14 protein-coding genes are annotated in these 15225 nt (G+C 34.3%); 10 read left to right on the top strand and 4 right to left on the bottom strand.

All coding sequences use genetic code 11. The features are described 5' to 3' along the window. Positions 1 to 135 precede the first annotated feature (135 nt). On the top strand, positions 136 to 792 hold the full coding sequence (locus tag BUC12_RS18085; protein ID WP_062184461.1) for an HAD family hydrolase: 657 nt from the start codon (positions 136 to 138) through the stop codon (positions 790 to 792). Positions 793 to 848: 56 nt separating this feature from the next. Here the strand turns inward: BUC12_RS18085 and BUC12_RS18080 are convergent, their stop codons facing one another. The 3 genes from BUC12_RS18080 to BUC12_RS20145 all read right to left on the bottom strand — a co-directional run bounded on the left by BUC12_RS18080 (position 849) and on the right by BUC12_RS20145 (position 2683). After that, positions 849 to 1508: a DUF2461 domain-containing protein gene (locus tag BUC12_RS18080; RefSeq protein WP_062184458.1), complete on the bottom strand. Its 660-nt coding sequence runs from the start codon at positions 1506 to 1508 to the stop codon at positions 849 to 851. Between the two features lie 35 nt (positions 1509 to 1543). Continuing rightward, a complete protein-coding gene (locus tag BUC12_RS18075) occupies positions 1544 to 2170 on the bottom strand; it encodes a ribonuclease H1 domain-containing protein (RefSeq protein WP_062184455.1) in 627 nt (208 codons plus the stop codon). A gap of 357 nt (positions 2171 to 2527) precedes the next feature. Next, entirely contained in the window at positions 2528 to 2683 is a 156-nt protein-coding gene (locus BUC12_RS20145; protein ID WP_175552648.1) for a hypothetical protein, read from the bottom strand. Positions 2684 to 2766: 83 nt separating this feature from the next. Here BUC12_RS20145 and BUC12_RS18070 point away from each other — a divergent pair, with 83 nt between their 5' ends. Genes BUC12_RS18070 through BUC12_RS18060 form a run of 3 tightly spaced genes read left to right on the top strand, consistent with a single transcriptional unit; the run spans position 2767 to position 5067 of the window. Then, complete coding sequence (locus BUC12_RS18070) at positions 2767 to 3525, top strand: hypothetical protein (RefSeq protein WP_062184452.1); 759 nt, start codon at positions 2767 to 2769, stop codon at positions 3523 to 3525. A gap of 25 nt (positions 3526 to 3550) precedes the next feature. Further along, positions 3551 to 4294 (top strand): hypothetical protein, encoded by a 744-nt coding sequence (locus tag BUC12_RS18065; protein WP_062184449.1) that lies wholly within the window; start codon positions 3551 to 3553, stop codon positions 4292 to 4294. Positions 4295 to 4308: 14 nt separating this feature from the next. Further along, positions 4309 to 5067: a hypothetical protein gene (locus tag BUC12_RS18060; protein ID WP_062184446.1), complete on the top strand. Its 759-nt coding sequence runs from the start codon at positions 4309 to 4311 to the stop codon at positions 5065 to 5067. Positions 5068 to 5506: 439 nt separating this feature from the next. On the opposite strand, the gene BUC12_RS18055 is transcribed toward BUC12_RS18060, so the two are convergent. Then, on the bottom strand, positions 5507 to 6430 hold the full coding sequence (locus BUC12_RS18055) for a fusion protein (RefSeq protein ID WP_236689416.1): 924 nt from the start codon (positions 6428 to 6430) through the stop codon (positions 5507 to 5509). A 643-nt stretch (positions 6431 to 7073) separates the two neighbouring features. Between BUC12_RS18055 and BUC12_RS18045 the strand changes: the two genes are divergently transcribed. From BUC12_RS18045 to fic, 6 genes are all read left to right on the top strand, one after another. After that, a complete protein-coding gene (locus BUC12_RS18045) occupies positions 7074 to 8282 on the top strand; it encodes a hypothetical protein (protein ID WP_062184433.1) in 1209 nt (402 codons plus the stop codon). Beyond that, positions 8279 to 8863 carry a condensin complex protein MksE gene (locus BUC12_RS18040; RefSeq protein ID WP_062184430.1) on the top strand — a complete coding sequence of 195 codons (585 nt, stop codon included), beginning with the start codon at positions 8279 to 8281 and terminating at the stop codon, positions 8861 to 8863. Before BUC12_RS18045 ends, BUC12_RS18040 begins: the two co-directional genes overlap by 4 nt. Then, positions 8847 to 12503, top strand: coding sequence for an ATP-binding protein (locus BUC12_RS18035; protein WP_062184427.1), 3657 nt, complete (start codon positions 8847 to 8849; stop codon positions 12501 to 12503). The genes BUC12_RS18040 and BUC12_RS18035 overlap by 17 nt, the downstream gene beginning before the upstream one ends. Further along, the gene (locus tag BUC12_RS18030; protein ID WP_062184424.1) at positions 12500 to 13351 is read left to right on the top strand and encodes a hypothetical protein; all 852 of its coding nucleotides are present in this window, start codon (positions 12500 to 12502) and stop codon (positions 13349 to 13351) included. The genes BUC12_RS18035 and BUC12_RS18030 overlap by 4 nt, the downstream gene beginning before the upstream one ends. Before the next feature lie 577 nt (positions 13352 to 13928). Then, positions 13929 to 14234, top strand: coding sequence for a hypothetical protein (locus BUC12_RS18025; RefSeq protein ID WP_062184421.1), 306 nt, complete (start codon positions 13929 to 13931; stop codon positions 14232 to 14234). Then, positions 14235 to 15119 carry a protein adenylyltransferase Fic gene (fic, locus tag BUC12_RS18020; protein ID WP_062184418.1) on the top strand — a complete coding sequence of 295 codons (885 nt, stop codon included), beginning with the start codon at positions 14235 to 14237 and terminating at the stop codon, positions 15117 to 15119. The last annotated feature ends 106 nt before the right edge of the window (positions 15120 to 15225 follow it).

Below are 15225 nucleotides of genomic sequence, written 5' to 3'. Positions count from 1 at the left end.
GTCCTCTGAATTTTCCGAGGAAAACGTACGAAAGTACATAAAATTTATGAATATCCTTCCTTTATTTGCCTCTCAGACTCTGCTTTCAATAAAAAAGAATTTCTTATATTCGCAATTTAATAAATAGAGATAGAGATGGAATTAAATATACCCAATTTTCCTGTTGATGAAATAGAGAATATAATCTTTGACTTTGGCGGGGTCATTATGGATATTAATATCGGACGTACACTGGCCGCTTTTAATAACCTGAAGATCGAAGGAATGAAGTCGGATGATATTATATCAGGGCATAAAAAGTTTCTTCTCGATCTCGAACTGGGTCTTATTACACCGAGCCAGTTTGTTGAAGCAATATATACGGAATATCCCGCAGCGAAGAACGTAAATGAAAAAGATATATGGGATGCGTGGAATGCTCTTTTACAACCTTATGACAGGGCCCGTATAGAAATGTTGGAAAGAGTAAACGCCAGATACCGTACTTATCTTTTAAGTAATACAAATTTTCCGCATCGGGTCAAGTTCAAGGAGATGTATAGGAAACAATTCGGGGAGAATTTCGACGATCTTTTTATACAATGCTTCTATTCGGACGAAATGCATTTGCGCAAACCCGATCAGGCTATATATAAGGAGGTAATGGAAACAATTCGCCTGAATCCTCAAAGAACTCTCTTTATAGATGATAATGAGGCTAATATTACAGGTGCACGGGAGTATGGTTTGTGGGCATACCATTTGACAGGAGGGGAGAGTATATCCGATCTTTTTGTTCCCTGTTCAAACTAAAAAATGCACCTCTAAGAGATGCATTTGGAAGATATAATAAAATGAATAGTCGATATTTATTCGTCTTTCAGAAAGTGATATAACCATTGTAACGATTCGAATTCTTCGGCTATAACTTTTGCAAACTTTTCACTGTACACTTCTTTTCCGATGGGCTTTTCTTTCATCACATACAATGATTTTCTCTGAATCCATGTTTGGAAATATTCAGGAAGTTCATTAGGTATAAGTCTTTTGTATTCTTCGCCTTGTACCGAGAATCCTTTGTCGAGAATCAGTTGCGTTTTTGCCTGAAATTCTTCTGCATCATAAGCTATACTGTCTCTGAGGTTATCCATCGTTTTCTTCTTGGGTGCGAATAGCCCCATTCCGTACAAATAGTGGTCGGCGCTAAGTTCCATAAAATATCCCGGTATGTTTTCCCATTCGGTTGAAGGAACAAGGAAACTCATCCATAAGCAGGTTTTATATGGATCTTTGTTTTTCGAAAAGCGTGTATCTCTGTATATTCGCGATAATACTTTGTAAGGACGTAGTTCGAATTGAGCATCTATATTATACATGCTAGGGGAGAGCATGGCGATGAGTTCTTTAAAAGGAGTTTGTACTTCTTTGATAAAGACTTCTTTGTTTGCTTCGAACCATTCTTTATAGTTGTTTTCTTTGATATCTCTGAAAAACTGAAAAGTTTCTTCTGTAAATCCGTTGAATGCCATATTTCTGTTTTTTAATTTGCGAAAAGTTTGATGTCTTATTTTCTACCGAAGTCGGCAGGTATTTCTCCCCAGTCTTGGGTTTCCCATTTTATTATCTGCGTAGAATAGGTGTTTTCACGCAGCCATTTCTCGGCACGCTCTATCATATAAAATAAAGACATGTTAGCAGGTGTCCGTTCAAGCTTAGTCTTGCACTTCTTATCTTTGATCCATTTGATAGCATTAGCACTATCTGAATAGATGGGTATAGAAAGATTTTTTTGTTTGAGCAAAGCCAGTCCATGTACTAATGCCAGAAATTCGCCGATATTATTGGTTCCTTGTTCGTAAGGGCCCTGATGAAAGATCTGTTCTCCTGTCAATACATATACGCCCCGGTACTCCATCAGTCCGGGATTACCACTGCATGCGGCATCTACAGCTAAGCTGTCTTTTATTATTGCCGGATTATTGAGCGAAGTTTTCTTCGATGTAGGTTTTGCCTGTTTTCCTATATAATTCCAGGGACTTTCGTTATAAGCTTGGGTCGCTTGTTCCAGAGTAGGGAACGATTTGTATATTGCCCCATCGTAATTGGAAACTTGGGCTTTGCATTCTTCCCATGAGTTGTAGACTCCCGGTGTAATGCCGTTCCAGACAACATAAAAGTTTTTTTTCGCCATGCTTAATACAAAGAGGTTTTAATATATAAACAAAGATAATATTTATTTTATGAAAGTATCCCGGCTGTATTTTATCTATCATTAGTTGTTATTTATAATAAATTGCAGGTAATCCGAAAAAATCCTTATATTTGCTCCATCAAACAACCCTTTACCAATAAGGAATGATCGATATTTTCACACATAAAAGCATTAACAATCCTCTAAATTTTAACAGTTTAGATTTGCCTTTATGTGCTGAAATATTAGAGAGAGAGAGAGAGAGAGAGAGAGAGAGAGAGAGACGCATCACAGGGCGTTAACTAAACAAAAAGTTTTATTGTGTCAAAATAACGGGATATTTTTTTATGTCTTCGTTCACTTTGTCGTATATATCCATTTCCAAATTATAAGTTGGCAGGGCAGGCTGTGTCCGGTAGGATCATTGTTGTTTTGTTGTCGTTCGAATACTACTCGGGATAACAGTTTGATATCGAGCCAACTAATCTGTGCAGCAGGGTGCAGTGTGTGCACTTTGCTGCTTTATTTTGTATCAAAACAATCACTTTACATTATAAAAACAACAGAAGAGTCTCCGACTCCAAAAACAACAAACAATGAAAAAAAAGATTCTTTTACTGATGGGAGTATTCTTATTGGGAATAACCAATGCACAGGTAGGAATAAACACGCAAAATCCTTTGGGGGTATTCCATATAGATCCAAAGGGGGATACTTCGGCTATCGGCGTAAATGATTTGGATGACTTTATCGTTACCAATGATGGAAAAGTTGGAATAGGTACATCTAATCCACAAACGACATTAGATGTTAATGGGAGTATGCGATATTCCGATGGTACTGAATTTGACGGTTATATATTGCGGTCTATAGATGGATTAGGAAATGCATATTGGAGCGAACAGCGATTGGTAAATCAAATGATACTTCCCGATCAAACTAATATAGAATCAATAGTATCTAATACTATTTACAATATTACAAATGGCAATCCTCACTATATGGGAGTCAGTATAACTATACCTGAGCCCGGTATATGGAAGCTATTCTTTAAAGCAAACTATCGTCAATATGTGAAGGGGAATAAGGCTTATTATATCTTATGGTATCTTTCAGCCTCATCAACAGCAAATACTAATATTGAAAAAGCCTTTTCGAGTTATTCCGGTAGTGCATTCGACTCCAGATATATTATAGTTACGAGTAATTGTACATTTCTGATTACAACAACTACAGCTAATACAAAACTATATTTATGGGCAGAGGGATTTAGTGGTACTATGACTACAACTGAATTTAATATTCCTTATGTAACCGGTGACGGGTTCAACTTTTGGGCTCTGCCGATGAATTAATTATCTAACGGATTAATAAAGCGCTATGATCAAGAAAATAAAAATAATAAGCATTTTCCTGTTTTGCTTGTTCTCAAGCATATCAGCACAGGTAGGAATAAATACACTATCACCTTCAGGCATATATCATATTCATACGGGTAGTACAACGAACACGGATAATGATGTTGTAATATCATCCAACGGTTATATGGGAATCCATACAACCTCACCTCAGGCTAAACTGCATTTGAAAGGAACGCTGAGAGTATCCGGCATTCCTGGCATACCATCTGGTAATAAATACCTGATAGCTTCGGAGGCTGACGGGACTTTTACGACTATTGTACCGGGAAACATTCCTTGGATACAAGGTAACATCCCCTCAAATCTGACAAGTTTACCTTCCTTACCTGTAAGTGGAGCTAGCGTGAGTTATACAACAATAAATATTTCTTTACCAAAGGGTAAGTGGATAGTGTATCTTAATGCGACTCATTCCATTGATGGTACAGCATATACATCTGCTGTAGCAGAAGGTGCTTTTATTAAATGGGAAATGGTAAATGCGGCCACAGGGAATACAGATAATATTATTGCCGATTTTAGTACTGTAGGATATGTTAATTCTTATTTGTCGACAGGATGTATATTTTTGGTTGATAATTATACTTCGAATACAGCGAATGCAACGAAAACATATTACTTCAGAGGTTCTGCAACTACACAAAATACATTGAGTTTTGCTTATACAGCCAATCTTTGGGCTGAATTTTATACAACTCCTTAATAAACCTTTCTATTATGCGTAAAAATATATTTGTATTATTGATATCATTAAGTATATCCTCATTATCAGCTCAGATAGGGATATCAACCGAAACGCCTTTAACTCTCTTTCATATAGATCCTCTCTCGAACACAAATAGTGCAGTTCCATCTACATATACAGACGATGTTGTCTTTACAGATGGAAAGTTGGGCTTAGGTATTATAAATCCGGATAAAAGTCTGGACTTGAAAAATTCTTTTAGATTTTCTGACGGAAACGAAGCAACTGATTATGTTTTGTATGTAGATGATCAGAAGAATATAGGATGGGAAAAAGAAAAACCTGTATATCCACCTCTGGTAAGTGTGCCGGCAACTACTATCGAAACTGCTTTAACAGCCTTTTCGTTTCCGAATAATAGCGTTAATACTTACCGTTATTCGGGATTGAATATTACTTTGACTCAAGGAGTATGGTTAATATACTTAAAAACAAGCTTCTCAACCTGGTGGAATGTCAATACCAGTGGAAATGTGAGAGCACTTCTCTGTTCTTCTTCTACCGGAAATGGTTTAAGCACCTCAGAAGGGGCAATAACAGCTGTGGCTTCTACTAATGGCGGATTTAGTTATTTTAGCGGCTATATATTTGTATCGGTAATAAGCACATCTAAAACCTTTTATTTATGGTTCGGGTATATCTCCGGCAAAACGGTAATAAACGGGCCGGTCTACGATGTATCCAGGGCAAGTGGTTTGAACTCGTTTTATGCTTTAAGATATAGTTTATAAGATTAAGTTTCCTGCAAATTTTACCTTGCAGGAACTTTTTATTTTAAACTGTAGGCTTTGGCAGAGTAGGCTATAGATATTTTATGATATGTCTTGTCTGAGTAATAACTAATCATCGTCTTGCTTACAAAAACAATAAAAAGGACTGAGGCCTTAAAAGTTGGATGATAATTTTTACCTTTGTATAGATACTATGCAGAAAAATAGAATCTAATTGAATATCAGTCAATAAAGAGGGAAAACAAGAAGAAAAGGTAATGATTTAGAAACAACCGGAATACCTTGTCTCGCTTTACTTTTCATAGATTCAAATAACTCTTTTCGTAAAGGTAAGCATTTTTTTGACATAAATATAAAATTGAAAACGGTTTCAATTTATTTAATCGAAACCGTTTATATAAAATATATCAAATAAAGTTCTATCAACTATTTTTGAGCATTATACCAAAATCAAAAGATTATCTGAATAGAAAGAGAATATCCATCCTGCTTGTTTCTCATTGTTATGTGCCAGTTTCGGATTAAATTTTCCACCCATTGCTTTGAGTAAATCTTTGATTTCTTTAGTATCTCCGAAAAGAGCAATTGCTTTTTCTGAATAATCGACGATCTCAAAAGAGAGGTTATCGGATTCAAACTGAAGAGTAGGTTCTTTCTGCTCTTGGATAGAAGTATTATCATCATTGCCTTTATTGATGTAAATACCATTGGGACATCCTGCCACATAGGCAAATTCATCAATCTTATTCTTTCTGTCATATATCGGGGATTTCTCTATAATCCATCCGCTGTATTTGCTTTCTCCCAGATAATAGCCTGCACCCATTGAATACTTTTCCCTGTGTTCATGCTGCTCGTTATAGATTGCCAGATGGGCTGTTTCTTCAAAGTTTGGAGCATACTTCCGCATTTCGGAGAATATATCCCGTTTGTGTTTGGAAAAACCTAAGATTACAGTGCGTGTTACTTTTGAAGCATAATAATCGGTTTGCGAGTCAGATTCATCTGTTTTTAAACGAGCCACAATGATCGCTTTGGCATCTTTGGGTAGGTTTTCATTCAACCATTTGCGACCGATTTCTCTTACAGCCTTTCTGCGTTTATTCTCTAGCCTCTCTTTTTCCTGTTCTGCAACCTCTTTTGCCTTTGCTTTGGCATAGAGTTCAGCAACTTCTGTTTCGGGCATGAACTCAATATTGTTTTCATCATAATACATACCGATTCCAAACTTTTGGCTCAACGGTTTAATGATTTCAGATTGTTGCATATCAAGTGTACGAAGGTTAATCAGATGATAGTGATAGCCGTATTTGTCGTGTGTAATTTGGTAGACTACATAACGGCCATAGGAGTATCCTTCCATTTGGATGATTTGGTTTTCTGCTTTCTGTATCGGTTGTTGTTCCTGCGAACAATGAATATAATTTTGTCATGGCTGTATGGTTTAAAAGATTAGAAATAAGAAAATGGAGATAAGGATGATAAAGGCTATAATTGATAGTATCATCTTAATAAATAGCTTTACTATTTTAAATACAAGGCCGATAATCAGATAGCCACCGATAAACCCCGTAATAACGGAAGTATCTATACTCACTTGTGTCATTAGCCACGCACACAGAGCCACTATTGCTAGCCCGAAACCCAATTTTATGATGATTCCAGAGGGGAGGGAGTTTTGTTTCAAGGGCAACAAGCTGGTATAGGCTTTTAAACAGGCATATTTTTTCGGATAAATACGCTCGCCTGAGGATGATTTTTCCCGGAAACCGGAAGGCCTGACCTTGCCCCGCCGTTCAGGACACGGGAATACCTTTGCCTGTGGCTATGGGTATCTCCGATCCATCTGCTTATATTTCATATATTTCTAACTATCTGTACGGCAATTATTCTTTCTGTTTGTCAATTATTCACTAAATTTGTTAATCATAATTTGAAGCATGTTTAATAACGGCTAGGTTATGTAAACTATTCATAAACTAAAAATCTGAATTTGATTAATACAAATGAATCATTTCAATTCACTACGAGAACTTTTGAATGTTTTAAGCCGAGGTAATAAACTGTTGGCAGAAATGTTCGAAAAACGAACTACTCTTTCGTATAGATATGAGTATGCACTCGAAATTATGGATGGAAATGAAGATGTTATCAAACTTCTGTTAAGTAAGAGTATTATTAGGCAAACAGGGAATCAGTTAGAACTGGATGATCAGTTTTTGAGATTTTTCGAAGATATCCTAGAAGTTAATGAAGAAATAAATACATCATACATTAATGAAAATATCCGTCAAATAAAGGGTGAATATATGGTTTATTATCTCCAAGCTACAAGTGATAGCGAAAGATATAAGTATCTGAAAGCAGTAAAATCCTCGTTACGAAAAATAGAGAAAATTACAATAAGAAATATTGTTGATTTAGATAGAAATATAGAAAACACTTTTAAAACTGAACCAAATTATAAAATTAAACTCACAAAACTTGCTAATTATAAACTGAAATTGGAAGCTATTGAACAAATGATAATTCAAAGTGAAAATTTATTGAACGAAGATGAAATTACATTTTTCAAGACTGCTACTGACGAAGAACTAAAATATATTAAGACAGATCTGCTTTTAAGCCTATTAGATGCGAGACAAAACTTGATCGAAACTCGAAAGCAAATCATTGAATACATAAATCAAGTAAAATACCAAAGTAAGTTTATTGAGAAATTAAAACGATTGAAATACCTTCGAGATCAATACGAAATAAAACATAAAACCAACATTAAGGAGATTCTACTAAGATCGAATGCATTAGCTTTCGAACCTCAACCTACTTATTCATTGAAATTGTCATTGGACAGGTTACAGCAGGATGACGTTTATCAGTTAATTCGTAAAGTAAGTAAAAAATATAAAACAGGTATCAATGCGAAAAAAATAACGGCTGAGAATTTTTCAAAAGAAGAGCTTACCAGCGACGTTGAGAAAGAGATTTATATTGATTTATATGAAATAAAAAACAAATTTGCTTTTTCGGGAAAACAACTTTTCGAATATCTATCTGATTATAAATTCTCGAGAGAGTTAACTTTTGACGAACGTGTTACACTGTATTGCCAAATGGTTTCAATATTCGATGAAGAACTAGAAATAACCGACAAATTTGAGAAAAACAATAATATAGAATATGCTTTGGTTTATTATAAACATAACTCAATATGAAAGTACCGAAACAAACTGCTGAGATATTTGAACTGTTAAGTAAAAGACAGTTTATTTGTTCTAATTCTTCAGATATACATATTTCGAAATTGTATGAAATCATTGACGATTTAGACAATTTCGATGCATTGTACGATTACTTCAATGCCATTAACTTCATACTTGAAAAAGGTGATGAGTATTACTATTTTTCACGAAAAAATGAATCGCGTGCTGATTTGGAACGAAAACTAGAAATTGCTTGTCGCTGGATTGACATCCTTGATTTCCTGAAAACCTTTGATAATAATTTTGCATCCGGATACAATTTTACTCCAATGCAAGTAGCAACTGAAGTTAGTGTTCAAGCAGTATTGAAAAACAAGGCTGACAGTCTGAAAAACGTATTGAAACTGGATGAAAAAACGCCATATCTGGAAGTTGTGAACCGAATTATCAAATCGCTTTGCGATGATGGATTTGTCGAAGAGGAGAATGAAATTCTGAAATCGTATAAAGTACTTTCTTCATTCAAATTTCTCGAAGAGCTTGTGAACAATATAAATATTCCTGAAGAAATTCAACATGAGATACCTGAATAGAATCATATTTATCAATAGTGCAAGAATCCGCTATGCGGAAATAAATCTTGATGGAAACATCCATTTTATAGGAACGCAAGGGGTGGGGAAAAGCACTTTACTTAGAGCAATCCTATTTTTCTACAATGCTGACACTTTGGGATTGGGTATCTCGAGACAAAAGCAATCTTATGTCGATTATTACTTTAAAGATGCGAACGCTTACATTATATACGAAGTGGTCCGAGATGGTAGTACCTTTTGTGTTGTTTCATATAAATCACAACATAAAGTTTGTTTCCGTTTTTTTGATGGAGCATATAGTAATGACTATTTCATAAAGGAAAACGGCAACGTTCCTGATAGTTGGGAAGGCATTACCGAACGACTCGATAAAAATCGGATTTATTACACAAAAAGGAAGATCGATGAATACAAAGAATATCGCGACATTCTTTACGGCAATAATAATGGGAAGAAAAACGAACTGAAACGCTATTCTATTCTCGAAAGCAAAGAATACCAGTACCTTCCCAAAACGATTCAAAACGTGTTTTTGAACTCAAAAATGGAAGCTGAATTTATCAAGCAGACCATTATCATGTCTTTAGAGAATGATGTTCGAATAGACCTCAACCAATATGCACATCATCTGAATGGCTTTGAGACACAACTTGCCGATATTCGGAAAATGAAACAGCCGGGTACTATTGCTCAGTCTGACAATATTTCAAAACTTTATATTGCCATCAGGGGCTTAGAAAATGAAAAACAACAGATTATAAAGCATTTGGCTTGGACGATACACAATAATGAAGAACGCGAACCCGAATTAACGGAAAAGTTAGAACGAGAGAAAGATTTTGAAAATAATCTAAACGAAAAATTGAATAAACTTTCTGTTAGTTTTCGATCGAAAGAAGATAAAATTAAAGGTGACATCAGAATTCAGGAAGAAAATCTACGAAAAGTAAAAGAACTAACAGGTGAATATCAAAGAATAAGCATAGATGAACTGATTAATAGGATTGAAAAGAAAAATTCGATTGAAAAAGAGCAAGAAGATTTGCTTATTGAAAAAGAAATACTTTCAACTCAATTTTCAGAAATAAATCAAAAATATCAGGCTCTATTGAATAATGCAGAAAATCAACTGAGCGATTTTCTAAATTCTAAAGGTGAGGAGAAGAATACAATAAATGCCGAATTTCTTGCTTTTCAGGCAAAAACAAGAAAAAATTACGATAGACAAATTAGTGCCTTGAGAGAAGAGTATAAGAATGAAGTAGATTCGGCAAGAGAAATATGGGAGCAGAAAAAACAGGTAACAAGTAAATTGAGAATAGAAAAAGAACGAATAAAACATACTCGTTTTTATGAAGAAGAAATCAAAAATACAGGAGTAGATTTACAGTTGCTTATCGCCCAAAATGAGAAATTTAAAAACGAAAATACAAATGCAGAAAAACAGATAGAAACCCTTCAAAAACATTGGGAGCTTGATGAGAAAGAGTTACAGCGAAATTTTGATCGTGAAAAAGAGAAGACTGACGAGCTAATAAAACAATCAGTTCAAAGAATCGATGAGATAAACTCCTATATAGAGAATAGCAAGAACTCGTTATATGGTTGGCTTACCGAACAGTATCCAGACTGGGAAAATACGATAGGGAAAATTGTAGACGAAAAAAATGTGTTGTTTAACACTGGTTTATCGCCCAAACTAACCACTAAGACTAATAATTTTTATGGTGTAGAAATTGATCTGTGTGAAATTGATAAAACGGTAAAGACAGTTGATGACTATGAGCAGGAAAAATCGGAACTAAACGATAAACGAGAAGAACTGAGAAAGAATATCTCCATACTCCTCCAGAAATTAGAAAAAGACAACGATAATCTTAAACGGAAATATCAGCCTAAAATCCGTGAGCAGAAAGAACTTTTGAAAAAGAACGAATACACAATTGAACAAAATGAATTAAAAAAATCAGGGATAATTCTAAAAAGACAAGAATTGACGGCTCAAGCTGAAAAAGAAAAGCAAACTGCTCTTGAAAATCAGGAGCAAAAGATTGAACAGGCCGTCGCTGAAGAATTCCTGGCAAAAGATAAAGTTGGTATAGTTGAAGGAGAGCAATCGAAACTGATAAAGAAAAAGGAAGCCGAATGGGAGAAAAAGATTAAAATCGAAAATGAGCGAATAAATTTGCTTCTAGGAAAAATCGAAACTGAAATCGGAGCAAAGCAGAAAACTGTTGATGTACGAAAAAACGAAATCAAACAACAGAAAGATAATGAATTAGCAGACAAAGGAGCCGATACCAAGCGTTTGTCCGAAATTGAATTGAGAGTAGAACTTCTAAAGGTGGAATTGAATTTCATAGAAACAAACCGTGATATCGTTGCCGACTACAGGAAAGATAAAAGAGAATATCTGGATAGAATTGATGATTTCAAGCAAGCGAAACAGAAATCGGAAAAGCAGTTAGAAACGGAAAATTCAAAATACAAACAACAACAAGATACCATAGAGAAAGAACTCGAAATTATCATCAATAAAATTGAAATAATTAAAAGTGAATTGAGGTTGATTGCTGAAGATAATGAAGCTTTAAACAATTTTAAGGAGCTTGAATTTTATCAAAGCATTGAATATTTTGTGAATAATATTGATGATGAAGGAAAAACAAATAAAAGAGTAAAAATAGTAATTGACGAACTAAAAGAAATTCATTATGAAAAACTCCATAATCGGACAGATGAATTGCGAAAAAGCGTTACGGACTTTATAGCTAAATTCAGTGATAACAATATTTTTAAATTCAAAAAACAACTTACTGACGACAAATCGTTTCTTGATTTTGCTTTGATGCTTTCCGACTTTGTAGAAGAGAACAAAATAGAACAAATTGAAAAAGAAGTAAACGAACGATTCGCACTAATTGTATCTACCATTGCAAAGCAAGCTACCAATCTAGTCGAAAAATCAGGCGAGATTCAAAAAGTAATCAGTAAAATCAATAGTGATTTTGAAAAAAAGATTTTCGTTGGAGTCATAAAAAAAATCGAATTAAAATTGGATGACAGCAAAAATGAGATTGTTCAATTACTTGTACTCATTAAAAAGTATTATGATGAAAATCCTTTCGATTTAGGAGAAGCCAATCTTTTTTCAGGCGAAAACCAAGAAAAGAATAACAAAAAAGCGGTTGATTTACTGAAACAATTTGCAAAAAAAATCGGAGAGCTGAAAAGTGATTCTATTTCACTTTCTGATTCATTTGAATTGAAGTTCAGAATCGTCGAAAACGACAATGATTCAGGTTGGGTTGAAAAACTGTCAAATGTAGGCTCGGAAGGAACAGATGTTTTGGTAAAGGCTATGTTGAATATCATGTTATTGAATGTATTTAAAGAAAGTGCTTCGAAAAAATTCAAAGACTTCCAACTTCATTGTATGATGGACGAAATAGGTAAACTTCACCCGAATAATGTTCGAGGCATTCTGCAATTTGCTCGTGACAGGGATATCCGTCTTATTAGTGGCTCACCTATTGAAAATGATGCACTTGCTTTCGATCATATTTACAAGTTAAGCAAAGACAACAAAAGTATCACACGGGTCAAAAGGATCTTAACGCAATACTCTAATCCATGAAACTTCCAACTTCAATAGCAGAAAAACTTGCCTTGTTACAAGATGGTGAAAAAATTCCATTCAGTAAGATGAAGCATATTATTATTGAGTCGATGCTGGAGAACGGTATTCTTCATAAGCAAATTCAAGGGAGAAGAAAAACTTTAATTTATTTACAGAATACAGATAAATTGAAAGATTATCTGGGAAATCATTTTGGAATCAGCAATTTAAAAAACTATGTCGAAATATCGAAACGGAATGATTTAAGCCGAGCAGATGCAATCGCCATATCTTCCGACTCAAAATTGAGATCAATCAGAACATTCAAAGGATTTTTAGTCAATAGCTATGATCGCGTTGAGTGCATTATTAAAGGAGAAAAAATGATACTTTATCCCAAAGAGGGTACATTCACGTTCATTTATGATTTTGAAGATTTACAACTTTCTCCCGAAATTACAATTGTTGGTATTGAAAATCCTGAAAGTTTTCGGTATATCCGAGAACAAAAGTATCTATTTTCAGATATACATCCATTATTTGTTTCGCGTTATCCACAAAATCGCGATTTGATTAAATGGTTACAAATAATACCTAATAATTATCTCCATTTTGGGGATTTTGATTATGCAGGCCTAAATATTTATATGAATGAGTATAAAAAACATTTAAATAATAGAGCTAGATATTTTTTACCTCCAAACGTAGAAATAATTTTGAGTAAAAACGGGAACCGAAATAATTATGATAATCAAACTATTTTATTTGATAAAAAAAATATAATTGAAAAGGATATCCTTTTGCTGTTGGAGATAATAGAAAAATATAAGAAAGGCCTGGAGCAAGAGATATTTATAATGAAATAAATACTATAAACTAATATATATAATCATTTCCAATTTCCAAAGACTCAAGAATACTTTAATAGACACCTATCTAATGCTATAATATTGGTATTTTATTGCTTGTATGCAATTTTCACAGATATTCTTCTCTTTCCCAACTAAGTGCAATCTCCCTGATGACATATAATGACACTATATGCAACACATCGTCAAGCATATACAATCTATTGTGTTTTGTATTTTGTTTGCTTCAGAAATAAATTAAAAGAGAAATGTCATTGGTTGTCATATGTCCCTGCTGTTTTATCCCGGCCCGCATCTGTATATCCTAAGAATAAAACGTCAACACCAAGCCACAAGCGGTTTTACAAAAAATCTCGACATCTTCGCTCCGTTTCGGATTGTATTTTCCATAAAAGTGTTAACTAATTAATTCTTTCCATAGAAAGATGTGTTTACAAATTGAAAAGAAAAATTATATGAAAAACTATCCTCATAAAACACATCTACATACTTAAATTTCCCTAAATTACCCCTCCTGAAACTCATTATTTTTCATATATTTGCTTGATATTGAAACAATATATTGCTAACGATAATGAATAGATTGCTGACAAACCTCAAGGAAAAGAATCAGACTAAACCAAAAGGTGGATTGTATCACAAAACGCAAGTGAACCTTACCTATAATTTCAATAAAATTGAAAATAGTAAACTAGCTGAAGTACAAACCCGCTATATTTTTGAGACACATACTATTGATCTCAAAGGTTTGGAAGCTGTACTTGTTGATGATATTGTAAAAAAGTTTCATCGTATTCTGAAAACAGGAACTTCCGATGCTACAAAAGAGAGGATAAAATATTTTTATGCCGATTTAGTGGATGAAAACTTCGTAAAATAAATGAGCAATAAGGCAAAGATATCTATCCGTTTTTTTGATGACCGTGAAGTTCGTGCTATTTGGGACGAAGAGAACAACAAATGGTGGTTCAACGTCGTAGATGTTGTTGCTGTACTATATGGTCAGGATGATTATACGAAAGCAAACAACTACTGGCGCTGGTTAAAGCGAAAACTTATCAAAGAACAAAACGAACTTGTGAGTGCTACTCACGGCTTCAAATTCGTAGCACCGGATAGCAAGAAACGTCTAGCAGATACGCTTGATAGTGATGGTATTATTTCATTAGCTAAACATTTTCCGAACAACAAAGCTGTTAAATTCCTTGATTGGTTTACATACAGCGACAATAGTATTGACGGACAGAGTAAGAAAAAGGCATATTCTCTTTTTGAAAGCAATCTCATCAATGATGCTGAAATCGGGACAACAAAAAGTTTGCGACAAATTCATGCCTATATTTTTGGCGGATTATATGACTTTGCTGGACAAATAAGGCAAAAGAACATTTCAAAAGGCGGATTTCAGTTTGCTGTGGCGCATTTTTTAGGGAACACGCTAAAGGAAATAGAACAAATGCCAGAAAGCACATTCAACGAAATTGCTGAAAAATATGTAGAAATGAATATCGCCCATCCATTTATGGAAGGTAACGGGCGAAGTACACGTATTTGGTTGGATTTGATACTGAAAAAACGATTAAAGAAATGTGTTGATTGGAGTAAAATCAACAAAAACGATTATATGGGTGCGATGATAGAAAGCTCCACAGATAGCACTAAGTTGAGAAGTTTGCTAAAAATTGCGCTTACAGACGAAATTGATAGCCGTGAAATGTTTATGAAAGGGATAGATTATTCATATTACTATGAAGAGAATGAATGACCTGCTATCAAATACTGATAAAAATACGTATCTCATGGCTTGTAGTGGGATATGCTTTGTGTGGATGAAGTGTTGAAACTAAAAGTGAAACATCCGAACGCTTTGA

This window comes from Indolivaga macrotermitis, assembly GCF_900128985.1.
Lineage (GTDB): Bacteria > Bacteroidota > Bacteroidia > Bacteroidales > Dysgonomonadaceae > Dysgonomonas_A > Dysgonomonas_A macrotermitis.
The sequence above is the reverse complement of the archived record's forward strand: the minus strand, read 5'-3'. Positions and strand labels throughout refer to the sequence as shown.

Excerpts from the sequence above, each read along its gene's own strand:
- BUC12_RS18085 (WP_062184461.1), top strand. The coding sequence starts at position 136 with ATGGAATTAAATATACCCAATTTTCCTGTTGATGAAATAGAGAATATA.
- BUC12_RS18080 (WP_062184458.1), bottom strand. The coding sequence starts at position 1,508 with ATGGCATTCAACGGATTTACAGAAGAAACTTTTCAGTTTTTCAGAGAT.
- BUC12_RS18075 (WP_062184455.1), bottom strand. The coding sequence starts at position 2,170 with ATGGCGAAAAAAAACTTTTATGTTGTCTGGAACGGCATTACACCGGGA.
- BUC12_RS18070 (WP_062184452.1), top strand. The coding sequence starts at position 2,767 with ATGAAAAAAAAGATTCTTTTACTGATGGGAGTATTCTTATTGGGAATA.
- BUC12_RS18065 (WP_062184449.1), top strand. The coding sequence starts at position 3,551 with ATGATCAAGAAAATAAAAATAATAAGCATTTTCCTGTTTTGCTTGTTC.
- BUC12_RS18060 (WP_062184446.1), top strand. The coding sequence starts at position 4,309 with ATGCGTAAAAATATATTTGTATTATTGATATCATTAAGTATATCCTCA.
- BUC12_RS18055 (WP_236689416.1), bottom strand. The coding sequence starts at position 6,430 with ATGGAAGGATACTCCTATGGCCGTTATGTAGTCTACCAAATTACACAC.
- BUC12_RS18045 (WP_062184433.1), top strand. The coding sequence starts at position 7,074 with ATGAATCATTTCAATTCACTACGAGAACTTTTGAATGTTTTAAGCCGA.
- BUC12_RS18040 (WP_062184430.1), top strand. The coding sequence starts at position 8,279 with ATGAAAGTACCGAAACAAACTGCTGAGATATTTGAACTGTTAAGTAAA.
- BUC12_RS18035 (WP_062184427.1), top strand. The coding sequence starts at position 8,847 with ATGAGATACCTGAATAGAATCATATTTATCAATAGTGCAAGAATCCGC.
- BUC12_RS18030 (WP_062184424.1), top strand. The coding sequence starts at position 12,500 with ATGAAACTTCCAACTTCAATAGCAGAAAAACTTGCCTTGTTACAAGAT.
- BUC12_RS18025 (WP_062184421.1), top strand. The coding sequence starts at position 13,929 with ATGAATAGATTGCTGACAAACCTCAAGGAAAAGAATCAGACTAAACCA.
- fic (WP_062184418.1), top strand. The coding sequence starts at position 14,235 with ATGAGCAATAAGGCAAAGATATCTATCCGTTTTTTTGATGACCGTGAA.